The sequence below is a fragment of the Thalassovita mangrovi genome (assembly GCF_009857745.1).
GTDB lineage: Bacteria > Pseudomonadota > Alphaproteobacteria > Rhodobacterales > Rhodobacteraceae > Thalassobius > Thalassobius mangrovi.
The window spans coordinates 35893-55374 of sequence record NZ_WWEN01000003.1; the positions used below are offsets into that span (position 1 = coordinate 35893).

The window sequence follows — 19482 nt, forward strand, 5'->3', positions numbered from 1 at the left end:
GAAAAACCCGCCACACGAGGCTTCGTGCGGCGGGTTTTCCGAAACTTGCGAATTTCGGCGAAGAACCCTTAGTTCTTCGCGTAGAATTCGACGACCAGGTTCGGTTCCATGATCACCGGGTAGGGCACGTCGCTCAGGCCCGGGGTGCGCACGAAGGTTGCGGTCATCTTCGAATGGTCGGCGTCGATGTAATCGGGAACGTCACGTTCGGGCAGCTGAACGGCTTCCAGCAGGACGGCCATTTGCTTCGACTTGTCGCGGACCTCGATCACGTCGCCTTCTTTGACGCGATAGGAGGGGATGTTCACCGGCTGGCCGTTGACCAGGACGTGGCCGTGGTTCACGAACTGACGTGCAGCGAAAACGGTCGGCACGAACTTGGCGCGGTAGACGACGGCGTCCAGGCGGCGCTCCAGCAGGCCGATCAGGTTTTCACCGGTATCGCCTTTGACACGCTCGGCTTCGCCGTAGATGCGGCGGAACTGCTTTTCGGTCAGGTCGCCGTAGTAGCCCTTCAGCTTCTGCTTGGCGCGCAGCTGGGTGCCGAAGTCGGACAGTTTGCCCTTGCGGCGCTGACCGTGCTGGCCGGGGCCGTATTCACGACGGTTGACGGGGGATTTCGGACGGCCCCAGATGTTTTCACCCATCCGGCGGTCGATTTTGTACTTGGCAGACGTGCGTTTGGTCACGGCTGATCTCCTTCTAAAGGGCGTCGCCCCGATGGGCGACTATGAAGGGCGTTGTCCTCTTGGGTTTCCCCATGACAGGCATCCCCTCGCGGGGGCCACCAACACCAATGAAGCCGCGCTTATATCCGGGTTTGGGGGAGAGTCAAGCGATGCAAGCAAGGATATCGTGGCCCGGGGACGCAAAACGCGCCCTGTTCCGGGCCAGGGCCCTCAAGCCGCCTCGTACATCAGGATCGCCGCTTCCGACTGGCTCAGGTTGCGGCGCGCGTAGCCGCCATAGGAATGTGGGTCCAGTTCCAGTTCCGGATAACGCGACAGCAGCCGCATCCGGTCGGTGTCTTCCAGCGTGCTCAGCGCCGCGTTGGAGGGATGGAAGCTTTCGGTTTCCACCCCGTTGGCCCACAACACCTGGTGGTTGCCCAGCAGCAGGTGGATATAGGTCACTTCGCGCAGCTGCGTGTCGACGGTGACCCGGTTGCCATCGACCAGGTCGCGCGCCGACACCAGAACCTCGGGCGTGTTGAACAGGGCGCGGGCCACGTCGCCGCGCACCAGCATCCGGTGGCCGGGCGACACCAGCAATTCCTCGTCCGGGCGCTGCACCCCCAAGGCACCGGCGCGGATGCGGATCGGCCGCAGCTTCGGCATCGCGAACAGCCGCGCCCCGGTCATCCGGCGGCTGCCGATCCAGAGGATTTCCTGCGCCCCGTTATCCTTGGTCTGCACCTTGTCGCCTTCGCGCAGCTGCTCGACCAGCTTCGGCCCTTTCGGGGTTTCGATCCGAGTGCCGGGGGTAAAGCAGATCACCCCGCCGCTGCCCGCGCTCATGTGATTGGCCTGCATCGCATCCAGCGTGTGATGCACCACCCACAAGTCCCGGTCCGCCGGCGGTATCCGCCCCATGAACATCAGCAGCGGCAAGGCCCCGCCGCCCACTTCGATGACCGTCAGGGTGAAAGTCCGCGTGCCGTCGGTGACGACGATATTGCTGTCGGTCAGCAATTCGTCGACCTCGACCGCGTCAAGGTCGGTCGTGTTCTGCTTCGCTGCCCCCACCAGACGGCGCACCATACGCGCAGCCCGTCGGCGGAGATTGGCCTCTCCGTCCGCCTGATCCAAACGCAACAGTTCCGTTGGCCCGTCCACCCTCACCGCATTGCCATGCCAGGACCATGCGGTCCCGACGCTCAGCGCATGCACCGGGGCGGCTTCTATGCCGTCTGTTTTTGTTTGTGACCAGGAAATGACGAACGTGCCGCTAAAGCCCGTTCCCATGCCTGATACCTGCCTCTTCGTTTTTTATAAACTTAAGTATATCCAAGGCGCACGCCCCTGCAAACCCGCAAAGTCATAAAAAGGCATGAAAAAACGGCCAATTGGTCGCAGTTTTCGTCGCAGACCAACCTGCGACAGGTATCAAAAGTCTAGGTTCAGCCGGATCGAGCCCACCACCTGGCCTTCGCTCTGGCCCTCGAATTCCTCGCCCAGCCAGGTCACGCCGTAAAAGCCGCTGCTTTTTTCGCCCTGCCAATGCACCCCTGCGCGCAGCCGCTGGCGGCTGTCGGTCAGCGCGTATCCCCGGCTGGCGGGCAGATAGGCCGAGTCCGTCACATGCGCGATATCGGCACCGATCACGAAGGTGCGCCCGGGGGCGGAATTCTGCATCGTGCGATAGCGCTGGCCGCTGACCGGATCACGCACCAGCAATTCGCCGCGGCCGATCTGGCCGATGGTGATGTCGGCGCCCGCCCGCAGCATGGTTTCCACGCCGATCCGGGTTTCCACGAAGGGGCGGAACGCCGCCTGCCCCAGCATATATTCGCGCCCCAGTTCCATCACGAAGGTCGGATGAACGCCGTTACCGATCTGGCCGCCCAGCGTGGTGTCCGAAGCCTCCTCGACTCCCAGAACGTCGTGCAGCGTGGTCTGGAAATCGTCGAGCCCGGTCATCGGGCCGGTCATCACCATGTCCAGCCCCATCGAAATCTCGGCCTTGCGCTGCTGGTAATGGGTGTGCATGCCGAAGGACAGGATACCGGCAAAGGGCCGGTCGCCCGCCGCCGGGGACACCAGGTTGTCGGGACCGATGATTTCACCGCCGAAGCGGAATTCCAGCAACTCGCCGAACCGGTCGGGCAGTTCCCCGTCCCAGCCGGTGCCGTAAATACGGCTCGACGCGACGGAGCCGCTGCGCCAGCGGTCCTGGGTGTCGCCGATGAAATCGTTATTGATCAGCCGCCCATAGCCCAGCCGCACGCGTTCGCCGGCGTCGGCCTGAGATGTCAGGGTCAGCAACCCGAGGGCAGCGGCGGTCAAGAAACGGATCATGCGATCATCCCAAATTTAGCGCCCCCCAGCGTCGCATCTTGGTAAACGACCCGCCGGGGAATTTCTAGTGCAGCGAAGCCACAATCGGGCGATTTCGCCCGATCCGTTGCAGCTGTGGCAAGAACCATGCCCAGACAATCCTGCTATTCCGTTACGCTGTTCAACAGCAGGCTGGTTTCGCTGTTCAGCACGCCCTTCACCTCGCGCATTTCGCGCAGCACCCGGTCGAATTGCGGCAGGGTTTCGGCGCGGATTTCCACCACAAGGTCCCAGGACCCGTTGGTGGAATGGACCGAGGTGACCTCGGGAATCTTGCGCAGGGCGCGGATCACCATGCGCGACATGCTGCCCTGCAATTCGATCATGGTGATGGCGCGTATTTGATCGCGGTAATCTGCATCGGTTTCGATGGTGAATTTGCGGATGCGCCCATCGGCCAGCAAGGCGTCGATCCGGTTCTTCACCGTGGTGCGCGACACGCCCACGATATGGGCCAATTCGGTGACCGAGGCGCGGGCATTTTCCTTCAGCGCGGCGATCAGGCGGCGGTCGGTGGTGGACAGGTCGGACATCATAATCCCCGGATATTTCTCAATTCGAAACTTACTATTTCAATTTGCAAAAGTGAACGATCAATTTGGCCAATTTTTCCTCTGAAAACGGTCAACCGGATCGGCAGATTTGGGCGAAACAGCAATTTCGCAGGATTTCCGATGACCCCGACCTGTCACATCGTCGGCGCCCCGGTGCAGACCGGCGCCTCGCAACCCGGCTGCCTGATGGGGCCCGCCGCCTTCCGCACTGCCGGATTGCCCGACGCCTTGCGGCAACTGGGCTGGGACGTCACCGACATGGGCGACGTCGCCCTGCCCGATACCGCGCCCGTCGCCCATGGCAACGGCGCGGTGCGCAACCTGGCCGAAATGATCGGCTGGACCCGGGTGTTGTCGCAGGCCGCCTATGAGGCCGCCACCAACTGCGACCTGCCGGTCTTCATGGGTGGCGATCATTCTATGGCCGCCGGCACCGTCAGCGGCGTGGCCCGCGCCGCTGCCGAAGCGGGCCGGCCGCTGTTCCTGCTGTGGCTCGACGCGCATCCCGACCTGCACACGCTCGACAGCACGACAAGCGGCAACCTGCACGGCACGCCGGTCGCTTACCTGACCGGGCAGCCCGGTTTCGACGCCTTCCCGCCGTTGGCCGCGCCGGTCGATCCGCGCAACATCTGCATGATGGGCATCCGGTCGGTCGATCCGGCCGAACGCGCGCTGATCGCGGACCTGGGCATCACCGTGCACGACATGCGCGCCATCGACGAAACCGGCGTCGCCGCGCCGCTTTCCGCCTTCCTGAACCGCGTGGCGGCGACGAACGGCATCCTGCATGTCAGCCTCGACGTCGATTTCCTCGACCCCGCCATCGCGCCTGCCGTGGGCACCACCGTCCCCGGCGGCGCGACGTTCCGCGAAGCGCACCTGATCATGGAAATGCTGCATGACAGCGGGCTGGTTGGATCGCTGGACCTCGTTGAACTCAACCCCTTCCTGGACGAACGCGGGCGCACGGCGCTTTTGATGACCGATCTGGCCGCCAGCCTGTTCGGCCGCCGCGTTCTGGACCGCATGACACGGAGCTTCGCATGACCCAACCTTCCGACAAGGCGCTGGTGCCTTTCGTTTCCGTCGACAACATGATGGCCTTGGTTAACGCCACCGGGATCGAGGCGATGCTGCGCGACCTGGCGGGGTATATCGAGGAAGACTTCAAACGCTGGCCCGAATTCGACAAGACCCCGCGCGTCGCGTCCCATTCCGCCGACGGGGTGATCGAGCTGATGCCGACGGCGGATGCCGACAAATACGGCTTCAAATACGTCAACGGCCATCCGAAAAACATCCGCGACGGCTTTCAGACCGTCACCGCCTTCGGCGTGTTGTCGAGCGTCGCCAACGGCTATCCGCTGCTGGTCACGGAAATGACCGTGCTGACCGCCCTGCGCACCGCCGCGACCTCGGCGCTGGTGGGAAGCTACCTTGCGCCGAAAGGCGCGAAGGTAATGGCGATGATCGGCAACGGCGCGCAATGCGAATTCCAGGCGCTGGCCTTCAAGGCGATCTGCGGCATCGACACGGTGCGGCTGTACGATATCGACCCGGCGGCGACCGAAAAGGCCGTGCGCAACCTGGCGAAAAGCGGCCTGACCGTCATTCCCTGCCGGTCGGGCGAAGAGGCGATAGAGGGCGCCCAGATCATCACAACCTGCACCGCCGACAAGCAATACGCCACCATCCTGACCGACAACATGGTGGGCAGCGGCGTGCATATCAACGCAATCGGCGGCGACTGCCCGGGCAAGACGGAACTGCACCGCGATATCCTGCTGCGATCCGACATCTTCGTGGAATACCCGCCCCAGACCCGGATCGAGGGCGAAATTCAGCAGCTCGACGACACCCACCCGGTGACCGAGCTGTGGCAAGTCATGCGCAATGAGGCGGCGGGGCGGCGCGATCCGCGCCAGATCACCCTGTTCGACAGCGTCGGCTTCGCCATCGAGGATTTCAGCGCCCTGCGTTTCATCCATGACCGCATCAGGGGCACGGCGTTTTTCGACCATCTGGACATGCTGGCCGACCCTGACGATCCGCGCGACCTGGTCGGCATGGTCAATCGCGCGGCTTGATCACCTGCAGGCGCGGGTCGTCCTGCGCCATTTGCAGGATCAGATCGCGTTCGGCGTCGAAATCATGCGGCACGTCCTTGGCCGCGCGGCGGCCGGACAGCGACAGGCTGGAAAAGAAATCGAACCCGTGCAGGCGGATTTGCGCAAACGGCAAGGCGCAAAGCGCGGCCGTGGCGATCATGCCCGTCGAGGGCCGGCTGCCCAGCTTGCCCATCAGGTCCTGCGACAGGGCGGAGGGCGTCAGCACGAAACCGGGCCGCCGCGCCAGCGCGTAATCCAGCCGCTTGCGCTTGCTGCTGGCCCAGAACACGCGGGCCGGTGTCAGGTCGTCCAGCACTTCCTGCGGCAAGCGGACCGAGGTGAAAATCCAATCGGTGCGCGCGCCGTGGCTGGCGTCCGTTCGCCCCGGCGCCGTGTTCAGCCGCACCACGATATCGGCCGCGTCGATCTGCGCCCCCTGCTGCGTGTCCGCCAGCGCCCGCGCATTGCCCACCAGCGCCACGGATTTGCCCCGGACCTCATCGGCCAGCGCCGCGAACGGGGTCGCGAAAGCGGCCAGCGCGGCCTCATCCCCGGCGCGCTTGGCAAGCAGGAAACGAATCCGGTCCCAGAACGGAATCATCGGGCGGGGCGGGGTTTGGGACATCTGGCAACCGGCAGTCTTCAAGGCCCTAAGGGGCGGGGAGCAAAGCCCCGCGACATTGCCCTATCCGGGGGCCGAGGAAAACCCGTGATCTGGCCCCGCGATCAAAGGATACCGGTTTCGGCCACCACGCGCCGCACCTCATCCGCCGCCTTTTCGCGCACCGGGCCATAGCCGCGAATTTCCATCGGGGCGGCCAGCACCTGCTGCACCCGGTCATGGGTATCGACACGGTAAGCGGCGGGGATGCGATCCAGCGCCTCCTCGAACCAAGCCAGCAAGTCGCGATCCAGCTTGCGGTCGGCGGTGCGTCCGAACGGATCGAAAGCGGTGCCGCGCAGGCGTTTCATCCGGGCCATTCCCTTCAGCACCGGCGTCATCCACGCGCCGAAACTGCGCTTGACCGGGCGGCCGCGCGCATCCTTTGCCCCGGGCAGGAAGGGCGGCGCGAAGTGGTACTGAACCTTGTAATCGCCCTGGAATTCCCCGGCCAGTTGCGCAGCGAAGTCCGGCTGCGTCATCAGCCGGGCGACTTCGTATTCGTCCTTGTAGGCCATCAGCTTGAACAGCGATTGCGCCGCCTGCGCGATCAGATCATCGGGCAGATGTGGCCGCAACGCGCCGATCCGGTTACGGAAACGCTGCGCGTAGGCGGCATCCTGATAATCGGTCAGGAAGGCCGCGCGGCGGTCGATAACGGTTTCCAGGTCCTGCGCGGCCGGTTCTTCTTGCTTCAGCATCGTTGCCAGAAGCGAAGGCTCGGCGGCATAAATCCGACCCAGGTCAAAGGCCAGCGCGTTCTTTTCCACCGCCACGCCATTCAGCAGGATCGCCTGTTTCATCGCCAGTTCCGACACCGGCACCAGCCCCCTCTGCCAGGCCGCGCCGAGCAGGATGATATTGGCGAACACGCTGTCGCCCATCAGCTGTTCCGACATCCGGTTGGCATCCATCGACAGCACGTTGTCATCGCCCACGGTCGCCCGCACCAGCGCTTCGCGCTCGTCGATCTTCAGCTGTGCATCGCGGTGCAGCACCAGATCGCCGGTGGGCATTTCCGCGATATTCAGCACCGTACGGGTGCCTTTTCGGTAATGCACCGACGCCTTGGGCGCAGAGGCCACCACTGCGTCGCAACCGATCAAGGCGTCGGCCGATCCTTCCTCGATCCGCACCTGGTTGATCGCATCGGGGCTGTCGCCCAGCCGGACGTAACCGATCACCGTGCCGAATTTCTGCGCGAAGCCGGTGAAGTCCAGAACGCTGGCGCCCTTGCCCTCCAGATGCGCGGCCATGGTGATCAGCGCACCGACGGTCACGACACCAGTGCCGCCCACGCCCGCGACCAGCAGGTCGAAGGGGGTGGTGAGATCGGGCAGTTCGGGCTTAGGCAGCCCTGCCAGATGCGCGGCGACATCCAGGTCGACCGGTTTGCGCTTGCGCCTCTCAGCCCCTTCCAGCGTGACGAAGCTGGGGCAGAAGCCGTTGAGGCAGGAAAAATCCTTGTTGCAGCTCGACAGGTTGATTTTGCGCTTGCGGCCGAATTCGGTTTCCTTCGGCTCCACGCTCAGGCAGTTGCTTTCCACCGAACAATCGCCGCAGCCTTCGCAGACCAGATCGTTGATGAAGGCGAACCGCTTGGGGTCCTCCATCTTGCCGCGCTTGCGGCGTCGGCGCTTTTCGGTGGCGCAGGTCTGTTCGTAGATCAGGACCGAAACGCCCTCGATCTCGCGCAGCTCGCGCTGCAGCCGGTCCATGTCTTCGCGCGGATGGAAGGTGGTGCCGGGCGGGAAATCGGCCGCGTCGAACTTGCCGATATCGTCCGAGGCCAGCGCGATCCGCTCCACCCCTTCGGCGCGGCAGGTCTGGGCGATGCCCTGCACCGAAACCGGCCCGTCCACCGGCTGCCCGCCGGTCATCGCCACCGCGTCGTTGAACAGGATCTTGTAGGTGATGTTGGTGCCCGCCGCGACCGCCTGCCGGATCGCCAGCGATCCGGAATGGTACCAGGTGCCCTCGCCCAGGTTCTGGAAGATATGCCCTTGGCCGGTGAATTTCGACGCCGCCACCCAAGGCACGCCCTCGCCGCCCATCTGGGCGTAACCGATCGTGTTGCGGTCCATCCAGCTTGCCATCACGTGGCAGCCGATCCCCGAGGCGGCGATGCTGCCCTCGGGCACCTTGGTCGAGGTGTTGTGCGGACAGCCCGAGCAGAAATAGGGCGTGCGGGTGGCGCCGGGCACCTGCAGAACGGGCGGTTTCACCGCGATCAGCTTGCGGGCCTTTTCCACCAGCCCTTCCTCGGGGAAGAACCGGTCGAGCCGTTCGGCCACCACGCCGACCAGCTTCAGCGGGCTCAACTCACCGGTCCAGGGCAGCAGCGGATCGCCCGCCGCACGGTGCTTGCCGACCATCTTTTCCGGCTTGTCGCCCGGCCAGTCATAGAAATATTCCTTGAACTGGCTTTCGATGATGCCGCGCTTTTCCTCGACCACCAGCACTTCGCGCTTGCCGCGCACGAAGGACAGCGCATCGCGCCGCGCCAAGGGCCAGACCATGCCGACCTTGTAGATATCGACACCCAATTGGCGGCATTTTTCCTCGTCCAGCCCCAGAAGGCGCAGCGCCTCCATCAGGTCCAGATGCGCCTTGCCCGCGGTGACGATGCCGAATTTGGCGTCCTCGATATCATAGATGCGCTTGTCGATCGGGTTGGCTTCAACGAAGGCTTCCACCGCCGCCAGCTTATGGGTCAGCCGGGTTTCGATTTCCGGGCTGGGCAGGTCGGCGGTACGCACATGCAACCCGCCCGGGGGCGCGGTGAAATCGGGCTGCACGAAGGCGCGGTCGGGCTGCAATTCGACCGATGAACCGCTTTCGACGGTTTCGGAAATCGCCTTGAACCCGACCCAGGTGCCGGAAAACCGCGACAGGGCGTAGCCGTATTCGCCGAAACTCAGGTATTCGGCGACCGAGGCCGGGGCCAGCGTCGGCATGAACCAGGCCATGAAGGCGACGTCGGACTGGTGCGGCATCGAGGATGACACGCAGCCGTGGTCGTCGCCCGCAACCACCAGAACCCCGCCATTCGGGGCGGAGCCATAGGCGTTGCCATGCTTCAGCGCGTCGCCCGACCGATCGACCCCCGGCCCCTTGCCGTACCACATGGAAAAGACGCCATCGACTTCGCAGGACGGGTTGAGCGACGCCTGCTGCGCGCCCAGAACGGCGGTAGCGCCCAGGTCTTCGTTCACCGCCGGCAGGAATTCGATCCGATCCTGCTTCAGCTTGTCCCGGCTGCGCCACATTTCCAGGTCGAACCCGCCCAAGGGCGAGCCGCGATAGCCCGACACGAACCCGGCGGTGTTGCGCCCCGCGTCGCGGTCGCGGCGCGCCTGGTCGAACAGCACCCGGACAAGGGCCTGGGTGCCGGTCAGGAACACCCGCCCGGCGGGCCGGTCGTAACGGTCGGAAAGCTGATAGGTGTCGAAGGCGCGGGGCTGTTGGGTCACGGCGGAATCCTCTTTTTTGGAAGATTTACCTGAGAAGCGCCGGAAAATTTGGTCAATATACTGGGCGTTTTGCGATTATTGTGGTAATTATTTTCACTAACGGATCACATACGAACTGAAATTTCGCCCATGCTGCCTGAGACCGATCAGAAAATCCTGCGACTGCTGAAGCGCGACAGCCGCATTTCCAACGCCGATCTGGCCGACCAGGTGGGGCTGTCGCCGTCCTCCTGCTGGCGACGGGTGCGCGCACTGGAGGAAAGCGGCGCGATCCGCAATTACAGCGTGGTGCTGGACGACGAAAAGATCGGGCTAGGCTTCCAGGCCATCGTGCATGTCCACCTGACCCGGCACGATCCGGAAAAGCTGCAGCAATTCATCAGCGCCATCGGCAACAAGGAAGAGGTGCGCGATTGCTATGCCACCACCGGGGAATCGGATTATCACCTGTTCGTCAGCTGCCGCGACCTGAACGCCTATAACCGGTTCCTGGAAGAGTTCCTGTTCCGCCTGCCCGCCGTCGCCAGCGCGCAAAGCAACGTGGTGCTGCGTTCGCTGAAACATCAGGGCGTGACGGCGGCGCGCCACGCCTGACCCGGATCAGGCCCGCATCAGGACGGAACGCGCGTATCGCTCGTGTCTGCCGGGTCGGCGATATACCAGTCCTCAAGGATCGCCTTCAGGTCATCGAGCTTGACCGGCTTGGTCAGGATGCCGTCCATCCCGGCCGCGAAACAGACCGACGGCTCTTCCTTCAGGGCGTTCGCGGTCACAGCGATGATCGGGGTCTTCGCCCGCCCGGTTCCGGCTTCCTTTTCGCGGATCGCGGCGGTCATCGCATAGCCGTCCATTTCGGGCATGTGGCAATCGGACAGGATCAGCCCGTATTGCCCCGCCTGCCATTTTTCCAACCCTTCCTTGCCATTCCCGGCAAGATCGCAGGCATAGCCCAGCATCTGCAACTGGCGGGTCAGAACATCCTGGTTGATCCGGTTGTCTTCGCAGATCAGCACAGGCAGCTCCCCGGTCTGCGCCGGCGCATCGGTTCCGGCCTGTTTGCCGGGCGCTTCGGGGCGGCTGCTTTGCCCCTGGCGCAACGCCTGAATACCGTTGAGGATATCGCCGAAATGCACCGGCAGGCGGTGGGACACATAGATCCCCGGGCTGACCATCCCCTTGGCGGTGCTGCGGCTGGGATCGAGAACAAGAACCTTCGTCCCCCGGCCCAGCCCGCGAATGTCTTCCAGCAGCGCGTCGTTTTCGCCTTCCGAAAAGCTGCCCAGCAGGACGATCGGGTCATCTTCGGCCTGCGCGACCGAGGACAGCAGTTCCCGCCGATCCAGGATCCTTTCGAAACTCGCCCCGTGGGCCGGGAAGAACTTCGGGAAACAGTCGCTTTTGTCCGGAATCTCGACAAAGCCCAGCAACCGGGCACCGCCCAGATCGTCCCTGGCCTCCTGCCTCTCCGCCGTTTTGAGCGGCAGATTGACGGTGAATTCGGACCCTTTGCCCAGGGTGCTTTCGACATCGATACTGCCACCCATCATCGCCACCAGACGGTTGGAGATCTTCAGCCCAAGCCCGGTGCCGCCGAATTGGCGCGCGGTGGATGTGTCGGCCTGCTGAAAGGCGGTAAACAGCCCGTCAATCGTTTGCTGCGACATGCCGATACCGTTGTCGACGACATGCAAGCGGATCGCGCCGCAGTCATCCAGATCGGCATAGACTTCCACCATCCCGGCATGACCATCCGCCCGTTTCGAAAACTTGACCGCATTGCCGACGAGGTTGAGGATGATCTGGCGCAACCGGACCGGATCGCCGATCACGAAGCGCGGCACCCGCGGATTGCAGTAATTCAACAGCTTCACGTTTCCGGCGCGCGCCGTCGTCGAAAAGGTTTCGATGGATCGCTCGACCAGCTGAAGCAGATCGAGCTCCACTTCTTCCAGGTCGAGCTTTCCGGCCTCGATCTTTGACACATCGAGGATATCGTCGATCACCCGCAGCAGGTGGTCGGCGGATTCGTTGATGGTTTCCAGCAACCGGCGCTGGCCGTCGGTCAGATCCGTCGAGGACAGGATTTCCACCAATCCCACCACGCCGTTCATCGGGGTGCGGATTTCGTGGCTCATATGCGCCAGGAAGGAACTCTTGGCCTTGCTGCCCTCTTCCGCCCTCTGGGTCTGGACTTCCAGTTCGCGGGTCCGTTCCGCGATCTTTTCCTCCAGCCCGACATTGAGCTGGCGCAGCTTTTCCGCCGTTTCGCCGAACGCATTGAGCGCCCGGGCCATATCGCCGATTTCGTTCTGCATATCGAGATGCGGAATGGCGATGCCGGTTTCCCCCTTGGCCATCCGGCGCGAAATGTCGGAAATATTCCTGATTTGCCGCGACAGGCGTTTGCCCAAGAAAAGCCCGGACAGGATCGATCCGGCCGCCACGAACAGCAGCGCGGCGACGATGATGGTCACCATCTGGCCGCTGATCCTGTCATATTCGAACCGGGCGTCCTCGACCCGGTACAGGGCATCCGCGCGCAGTTCCTCCATCAGATCGCCCAGGCCGTGATAGAGCTTTTCCGAACTGCGCCGCAGACTCACCAGCGAGGCATTCACCGCGTTGAGCGCCTCAAGCTGGGAGAAATACAGCCGTGACAGCGTTTCAATCTCGGAAACCTGACTGTCCGGAAGCGATGCATTTTGCAACTCCGCCCTGACCGGGGCCAGGAATTCGGAGGCATCGACATTCGCCAACCCGCCACTCGTAGCGGCCTCCATATCCCGCGGTTCCGGCCACTGTTCGAGCATCACCATGTAAGCGGCCAGGGATACCGTCTTCAGCCTCTCGGCAATCTCCGACCGGGTCGTTTCGATTTCTCCCAGAAGTCCCTGGGCGTTGCCCAACCCGAGGCGGGTGATCTTTTGCAGTTGGCTGTCGACTATCCGCTGGTAAAGGCCGATCTGCTTCAGCCCTTCTTCCATGATCGAACGCCGTTCATCGTTACTCACGACGGAGGCCGCGACGGTCAGATGTGCAAGGGCGTTTTCGAACAGGGCCTCCATCCTTTGCCGGTCCGGTTCGAGATCGGCCAGCCCCCCGTTGAACCGGCTTGCCAGAATGCGCGTTTCCAGCCGCCTGATTTCATTGCTCGAAAGATAGATCGTCGTGACGTGGGAAAGGATTTCTTCCTCATAGGCACGGACGGAATTGACCCGGCCCAGCATCGAAACGGCATCGAAGAAGAACGCACCGACCAGCGTCAGGGCGCTGACCGTAATCCCAACCAGGAGGCCAAGTTGCGAAGAAACCTTCAACCCCACGGTTCATCTATTCCTTTTTTCCACAACAAGGCCAATCTTGAAATTCATAAATAGCAATAGCCGCAACCCTAGAGGGAACGCTTTCGTCTGCAATAGCATCAATATGCTTCCCTCGGGAAAGATTCTTTCAACGCCTGTTTTTTGACCCAACAGATCACGCCAATGTAAAACATCCGCCCCGGCGCTCATGCTCAAACGGCAAAAAACGACGCTTTTATAGGCCACTTGACGCTCAGGCATCCGGATGGGGCCGTCTGCCTGCCGCGAAACAGCGGCCGGAGGCCCCCGGGGACAGGCCGCAAAGACAGCCAACGCGCCGACGAACGGTGCTATGATCGCGCCGGACGGCGGCCGCCGCCAGCATTATTGACGCCAATGTCATTATGACATATTCGCCATTTCGACCAAGCCAATTGGAGGTTTCATGATTCGACCTTCCTGCCTTACCGCCATTGCCATCTCCTGCCTGCCCGTCGCGGCAATCGCGGAAACCGCTCTGCCCGTCGAAATCGTCACGGTGCAGGCCGCCCCCAACATCATCGACGGCCGGCTCGTCGGTACGATCGAAGCTGCAAATTCCTTTCCCGGCGCCTTCCGCGCCAGCGGCCGCATCGTGGAAATCGCCGTCGACACCGGCGACCGGGTTCCGGCCGGAACCATCATCGCACGGCTCGACGCGACCCAGGCCGAGGCCGCGGTCGCGGGCGCCCGGGCCGGGATCGAAGCGGCCGAAGCCGCCTTGCGCCAGGCCGAACAGGCGCGCGACCGCGCCCGTAACCTTCTCGAACGCGGCGTCGGCACGCAATCGCAGCTCGACGCGGCGGAGGAGGCCTTCCTGAGCGCGCAGGCGACGCATAACCAGGCCGCCGCCGGGCTTGAGACCGCGCAACAGGCCGTCAAGGATACCGTCATCGTCGCTGACGACGATCTGATCGTGCTCGACAAACTGTCCCAGCCCGGCGAAATCGTCGGCCCGGGTCAGGAAGTCCTGACCCTCGCCACCGAAGGCCGGCTTGAGGCGCTGTTCCTGTCCCCCGACATGTCCGGACTGGAGGAAATGCGCGGCAGCGAGGTTGAACTGCGGCCCGAGGAAGGGCCGTCGGTCACCATCACGATCACCGAAATTTCCCCCGTCCTGACCTCCAGCGGTACCGTCGAAGTCCGCGCCGCGCTTCCGCCCGGCGCCGGTGACTGGCTCAGCATCGGCGACACGGTCGAAGGCCATGTCCGCCACGAAACCACGCCGCTGCATTCGGTGCCCTGGACGGCGCTTTCCGCCACCAGCGACGGCCCGGCGGTCTGGACAGTGGACCCCGACACCATGGCCGTGCATCTGAGCGTGATCGAAATCGACAGCTACGAAGACGACCGCATCGCCATTTCCGGCGGCCTGTCCGACGGGACGATGGTGGTCGGCGCCGGATCGCAGGCGCTTTACGAAGGCAAGATCGTCAAGCCCGCAGGAGACAGCCAATGAAACCGATGATCCTGGCGGCGGCGCTGGCCCTGCTTCCCCTGCCCGCCCTTGCCGAAGATGCCCCCGCCGCTGCAACAGAGCCGCGCCCGGTGATTTCCGAAATCGTGACCGCCGATCCGGCCCGCGCCCGCAGCTTCGCCGGAGTGATCGCCGGTGAAAATGTAGCGAACCTGGGCTTCCTCACCGGCGGGCGGGTGTCCTCGGTTCCGGTTGCGGCGGGCGATCAGGTCATGCAGGGCGACACGTTGGCCACGCTGGACGAGGTCACGCTGGAACAGGACCTGGCAAGCGCGCGCGCGGCGCTGGCCGCCGCCGAGGCCAAGGCGACGCTGGCCGAACAGCAATTCGAACGCACCCAGACGCTGAACGAACGCGGCGTGGCGAGCACCGCCGTGCTGGACGCCGCCCGCGCCAATCGCGATGCCATGGCCGCCGAGGCCGAAAACGCCCGCGCCAGCCTGACCCGGGCCGAGGACGCGGCGCATTACGGCGTGCTGAGCGCGCCGCATGACGCAATCGTGCTGTCGGTACTGGTAGACCCCGGCGCCACGGTGTCGGCGGGGTCCGCGGTCGTCAAGCTGGCCGATCCGGTCGGCCGCGAAGCGCTGATCGACGTACCCGAAGCCTTTGCCGGCCTGCTGCCCTCCGACGCGGCCTTCATCCTGCGCCGCCACGCCAATGACAGCGCCAGCACCGGCGCCCATCTGTCGGTCATCGAACCGGTGACCGAAACCGGCCTCGGCACCCGCCGCCTGCGCCTGACCCTGGACGACCCGCCCGAGGATTACCGCATCGGCAGCCTGATCGAGGCGACCTATGCCGAAGTCAGCGCGCCGGTCATCACTCTGCCCCGCGTCGCCATCGCCGACGGCCCCAAGGGCCCCGGCGTCTGGCGCGTCGAAGGGGCGGATCGCCAGGTTCATTTCCTTGCCGTCACCCTGGGCACTGAGATCGGCGACCGGGTCGTCGTCAGCGAAGGCATCGCCGTCGGCGATGAAATCGTCACCCGCGGCGTGCACAGCCTGACCGAAAACCAGAACGTGGGAGCCCGTCTGGAATGAAAAGCTTCAACCTCTCCGACTGGGCGCTGGCCCACCGTTCCTTCACCTGGTTCCTGATGATCGTCTCGATGATCGCGGGCGCGATCAGCTATGCCTCGATGGGGCGCGAGGAAGATCCCTCCTTCACCATCCCGACCATGGTGGTGGCCGCCTCGATGCCCGGCGCCACGGCCGAGGAAATGCTGACCCAGGTCACAGACCGGATCGAACGCAAGTTGCAGGAACTCGACGGGCTCGATATCACCCGCTCGGTCACCTATCCCGGCCAGACGGTGGTTTACGTCGATCTTGGCGACGATGTGAGCGGCGACGAAATCGATGCCCGCTGGATCCGCGTACGCAACCTGATGTCGGACATCAGGGGCGATTTCCCGCAGGAATTCAAAGGGTTTTCCTTCAACGACGATTTCGGCGACGTGTTCGGCAATGTCTTCGTATTCACCGCCGACGGGTTTTCGCCCGACGAGGTCAAGACCTATGCCGAACGGGTCCGCGACAAGGTTCAGACGCTGGATGCCGCCGGCAAGGTCGACCTGATCGGCACCCGCGACCGGGTCGTGCATATCGAATTCTCCGCCACCCGCCTGGCCGCTTTGGGCCTTGATGGGCAAAGCGTTCTGCAGGCGCTTGCCGTGCAGAACCAGATCGTGTCCTCCGGATCGATCCAGACCGCGAACGAACGCATCCTGATCCGGGTCAGCGGCCAGTTCGACGATGTCGAAGCGCTGGCAAATGCGCCGCTCAGGATCGGCGGCGTCTTCTTCACCCTGGCCGATGTCGCCAAGGTCACCGAAGGCTATGACGATCCGCCGCAATCGCTGGTGCGCTATAACGGCAAGGAAGCCATCGGGCTGATCGTGGGGATGCGCAAAGGCGAAAACATCCTCAAATTCGGCGAAGAGCTCGACGCGATGATGGAGCAGCTGGAAACCGGCCTGCCGATCGGCATCGAGATCCACAAGGTCGCCGACCAGCCCAAGGTGGTGGAAGAAAGCGTCGGCCACTTCCTTCAGGCGCTGGCCGAGGCGGTGGTGATCGTTCTGGCGGTCAGCTTCGTGTCGCTTGGCGTGCGCGCGGGCTTCGTCGTGTCGCTGGCGATCCCGCTGGTGCTGGCGCTGACCTTCGTGGTTCTCGACATCATGGGGATCACGCTGCAGCGGATTTCGCTGGGGGCGCTGATCATCGCGCTCGGCCTGCTGGTCGATGACGCCATGATCACCATCGAAACGATGATTTCGCGGCTCGAACTGGGCGACAACCGGCGCAAGGCGGCGTCGCATGCCTGGACCTCGATCGCCTGGCCGATGCTCAGCGGCACGCTGATCACCGCGGCGGGCTTCATCCCGATCGGGCTGAACGGATCGGCGGCGGGCGAATACACGATTTCGCTGTTCTACGTCATCGGCATTTCGCTGCTGATCAGCTGGTTCGTCGCAGTGATGTTCGCCCCCGTGCTTGGCGCCACCTTCCTGCCGAAGAACTGGAAACACCACGATCCCGCCCCCGGGCCGCTGCGCCGGTTGTTCCACGTGATGCTGCGTTTCGCGATGCGGTTCCGCTATCTCACCATCGCGCTGACCATCGGCATTTTCGCCGTCTCGGTGGTGGGGCTGGGCAAGGTCGAACAACAGTTCTTCCCGACCTCGGACCGCCCCGAAGTGGTGGTCGACGTGTCGCTGCGCCAGAATGTCAGCTTCTTCGCCACCGATGCCGAAATGGCGGCCTTCGACGACTGGCTGAGCCAGCAGGAAGGCGTCGAATACTGGACCACCTATGTCGGTGACGGCGCGCCGCGTTTCGTGCTGACCCTGCAGGGCCCCACCGCCGGGCCGCATGTCGGCCAGGTGGTGATCATGACCACCGGGGCAGAAGCGCGCGACCGGCTGGCCAAGGCGATCGCCGACTATTCCGATCAGCGGCTCGGCGTCGAATTCTTCGCCAAGTTTATCGAGCTGGGGCCGCCGGTCGGCAAACCGGTGCAATACCGCATCACCGGCCCCGATGCCGATGTCCTGCGCGACCGCGGCCGCGACCTGGCCGCGGTGCTGGCCGGCGACGACCGGCTGCACTCCATCAGCCTGGACTGGAACGAACCGGTGCGCGTCGTGCGGGTCAACCTGGATCAGGCGCGGCTGCGCCAGCTCGGCCTGACGCAGTCCGACGTCGCCGGGGTTCTGGCCAGCCTGTTCGAAGGCAGCCGGGTCACCCAGCTGCGCCAGGGCCGCGACCTGGTCGACGTCCTGATGCGCGGCGAGGCCGAGGACCGCACCTCGCTGGCGGCGCTGCAGAACCTGCAATTCGCCGGCGCCCGCGGCGTGCCGATCCCGCTGTCGTCGATCGCGACGCTGGAATGGGTGACCGAACAGCCGATCCTCTATCAGCGCAATCGCGAACCGGCGATCACCGTCAGCGCCGCGATCCTGACCGAGGACCAGCCCGCCACCATCGTCGAGGCGCTGGCCGACGATATCGCCGCCTTCCAGGACAGCCTGCCGCGCGGCTTCGACGTGGCGGTCGGCGGCACCGTAGCGGAAAGCGCCGACAGCCAGGCGCCGATCATGGCCGCCGTACCGATCATGGTGTTCATCATCCTGCTGCTGACCATGATGCAGGTGCAAAGCTTCCGCACCATGTTCGTGGTGATGGCGGTGGCGCCGCTGGGGCTGATCGGGGTGGTCGCCTCGCTGCTGGTCTCGGGCGCGCCGCTGGGCTTCGTCGCCTTCCTGGGCGTGCTGGCTCTGATCGGCATCCTGATCCGCAACTCGATCATCCTGGCGCAGGCGATCGACGACCTGATCGCCGAGGGCAAAAGCCGCTGGGACGCGGTGTTCCTGGCCTCGGACCAGCGGGCGCGGCCGATCCTGCTGACCGCCGCCGCCGCCTCGCTGGCGCTGATCCCGATCTCGCGGCAGGTGTTCTGGGGCCCGATGGCCTATGCGATGATGGGCGGCATCATCGCCGGTACGCTGATCACGCTGATCTTCGCCCCGGCGCTTTATGTCGCGGTCTACCGGGTGCGGCCAACGGATAAGGGGGCGTCATGACCACTGACGACAATCCCGACCACCGCACCCGCGTCGGCCAGCAGCGCCGTGAACGGATGCGTGCCCGCCTGATCGAGGCCGCCACCCTGGTCTTTGCCGAACGCGGCCCCGAGGCGGCGCAGATCGAGCACGTGATCCAGCAGGCCGGCGTGTCGCGCGGAACGTTCTACAACTATTTCCGCACCACCGACGAATTGCTGCTGGCCGCCAAGAACGCGCTTGGCGTGGAAATGATCACCATGGTCCATCAGGCCTCGGATATCGCCGCCCCGCCGTCGCAGCGCCTGGCCGAGGGGGTCAAGGCCTTCATCGACCTGATCCAGCGCCACCCTTTGCTGCTGGAATTCACCGCGCGGCTGGGGATGCGCAATTTCGACAATGGCGGGCTGGTTCCGGCGGCGACCGAGGAACTGCTTTGGGATGTGATCGACCGCGATGCCGCGGCCGACCTGACCCCGCAGATGGCGAACGACATCCTGCAGGCCTCCACCCTCGCCATCATGCTGCGGCTGCGGGACGGCGAAACGGTCGATATCCCGGCCTTCGTCGCGGCGATGCTGAGGATGCTCGGCCATCCGGCGGCAGAGGCCGCACGCGTTTCCGAACGCCCCTTCACCCCGCTGGACGTGCCCGCCGACAGCCTGATCACCCGAAGCGAAACGGCGCGCCGGACCGGGATGTCGTCGCCCCGGGCCTAGCCGCCCGGCACACCGCGCGGCCCG

The 19482-nt window shown here is 64.3% G+C and carries 14 protein-coding genes; 7 read left to right on the forward strand and 7 right to left on the reverse strand.

What is annotated here, in order from left to right; all coding sequences use genetic code 11:
• Nucleotides 1–68: 68 nt before the first annotated feature.
• The 4 genes from rpsD to GR167_RS06770 form a co-directional block, all read right to left on the reverse strand.
• Entirely contained in the window at nucleotides 69–689 is a 621-nt protein-coding gene (rpsD, locus tag GR167_RS06755; protein WP_160972710.1) for a 30S ribosomal protein S4, read from the reverse strand.
• Between the two features lie 210 nt (nucleotides 690–899).
• Complete coding sequence (locus tag GR167_RS06760; RefSeq protein ID WP_160972711.1) at nucleotides 900–1964, reverse strand: Hint domain-containing protein; 1065 nt, start codon at nucleotides 1962–1964, stop codon at nucleotides 900–902.
• Nucleotides 1965–2105: 141 nt separating this feature from the next.
• Nucleotides 2106–3017 carry a lipid A-modifier LpxR family protein gene (locus GR167_RS06765; RefSeq protein WP_160972712.1) on the reverse strand — a complete coding sequence of 304 codons (912 nt, stop codon included), beginning with the start codon at nucleotides 3015–3017 and terminating at the stop codon, nucleotides 2106–2108.
• 143 nt (nucleotides 3018–3160) lie between these two features.
• The gene (locus GR167_RS06770) at nucleotides 3161–3589 is read right to left on the reverse strand and encodes an Lrp/AsnC family transcriptional regulator (RefSeq protein WP_160972713.1); all 429 of its coding nucleotides are present in this window, start codon (nucleotides 3587–3589) and stop codon (nucleotides 3161–3163) included.
• A gap of 141 nt (nucleotides 3590–3730) precedes the next feature.
• Here GR167_RS06770 and rocF point away from each other — a divergent pair, with 141 nt between their 5' ends.
• Together rocF and ocd are read left to right on the forward strand one after the other, a co-directional pair.
• Nucleotides 3731–4660 carry an arginase gene (rocF, locus tag GR167_RS06775; protein WP_160972714.1) on the forward strand — a complete coding sequence of 310 codons (930 nt, stop codon included), beginning with the start codon at nucleotides 3731–3733 and terminating at the stop codon, nucleotides 4658–4660.
• Nucleotides 4657–5700 carry an ornithine cyclodeaminase gene (gene ocd / locus GR167_RS06780; RefSeq protein WP_160972715.1) on the forward strand — a complete coding sequence of 348 codons (1044 nt, stop codon included), beginning with the start codon at nucleotides 4657–4659 and terminating at the stop codon, nucleotides 5698–5700. The genes rocF and ocd overlap by 4 nt, the downstream gene beginning before the upstream one ends.
• Here the strand turns inward: ocd and GR167_RS06785 are convergent.
• The gene (locus tag GR167_RS06785; protein WP_160972716.1) at nucleotides 5684–6346 is read right to left on the reverse strand and encodes a glycosyltransferase family 29 protein; all 663 of its coding nucleotides are present in this window, start codon (nucleotides 6344–6346) and stop codon (nucleotides 5684–5686) included. The genes ocd and GR167_RS06785 overlap by 17 nt on opposite strands.
• 101 nt (nucleotides 6347–6447) lie before the next feature.
• A complete protein-coding gene (locus GR167_RS06790) occupies nucleotides 6448–9855 on the reverse strand; it encodes an indolepyruvate ferredoxin oxidoreductase family protein (RefSeq protein WP_160972717.1) in 3408 nt (1135 codons plus the stop codon).
• 129 nt (nucleotides 9856–9984) lie between these two features.
• Here GR167_RS06790 and GR167_RS06795 point away from each other — a divergent pair, with 129 nt between their 5' ends.
• On the forward strand, nucleotides 9985–10449 hold the full coding sequence (locus GR167_RS06795; RefSeq protein ID WP_160972718.1) for an Lrp/AsnC family transcriptional regulator: 465 nt from the start codon (nucleotides 9985–9987) through the stop codon (nucleotides 10447–10449).
• Nucleotides 10450–10466: 17 nt separating this feature from the next.
• Here GR167_RS06795 and GR167_RS06800 read toward each other — a convergent pair whose 3' ends face one another.
• Nucleotides 10467–13178: an ATP-binding protein gene (locus tag GR167_RS06800; protein WP_160972719.1), complete on the reverse strand. Its 2712-nt coding sequence runs from the start codon at nucleotides 13176–13178 to the stop codon at nucleotides 10467–10469.
• Between the two features lie 424 nt (nucleotides 13179–13602).
• Here GR167_RS06800 and GR167_RS06805 point away from each other — a divergent pair, with 424 nt between their 5' ends.
• The 4 genes from GR167_RS06805 to GR167_RS06820 are packed head-to-tail and all read left to right on the forward strand — an operon-like array spanning nucleotide 13603 to nucleotide 19458.
• Nucleotides 13603–14655 carry an efflux RND transporter periplasmic adaptor subunit gene (locus GR167_RS06805; protein WP_160972720.1) on the forward strand — a complete coding sequence of 351 codons (1053 nt, stop codon included), beginning with the start codon at nucleotides 13603–13605 and terminating at the stop codon, nucleotides 14653–14655.
• A complete protein-coding gene (locus GR167_RS06810; RefSeq protein WP_160972721.1) occupies nucleotides 14652–15716 on the forward strand; it encodes an efflux RND transporter periplasmic adaptor subunit in 1065 nt (354 codons plus the stop codon). Before GR167_RS06805 ends, GR167_RS06810 begins: the two co-directional genes overlap by 4 nt.
• A complete protein-coding gene (locus tag GR167_RS06815; protein WP_160972722.1) occupies nucleotides 15713–18760 on the forward strand; it encodes an efflux RND transporter permease subunit in 3048 nt (1015 codons plus the stop codon). Before GR167_RS06810 ends, GR167_RS06815 begins: the two co-directional genes overlap by 4 nt.
• Entirely contained in the window at nucleotides 18757–19458 is a 702-nt protein-coding gene (locus tag GR167_RS06820; protein WP_160972723.1) for a TetR/AcrR family transcriptional regulator, read from the forward strand. The genes GR167_RS06815 and GR167_RS06820 overlap by 4 nt, the downstream gene beginning before the upstream one ends.
• The last annotated feature ends 24 nt before the right edge of the window (nucleotides 19459–19482 follow it).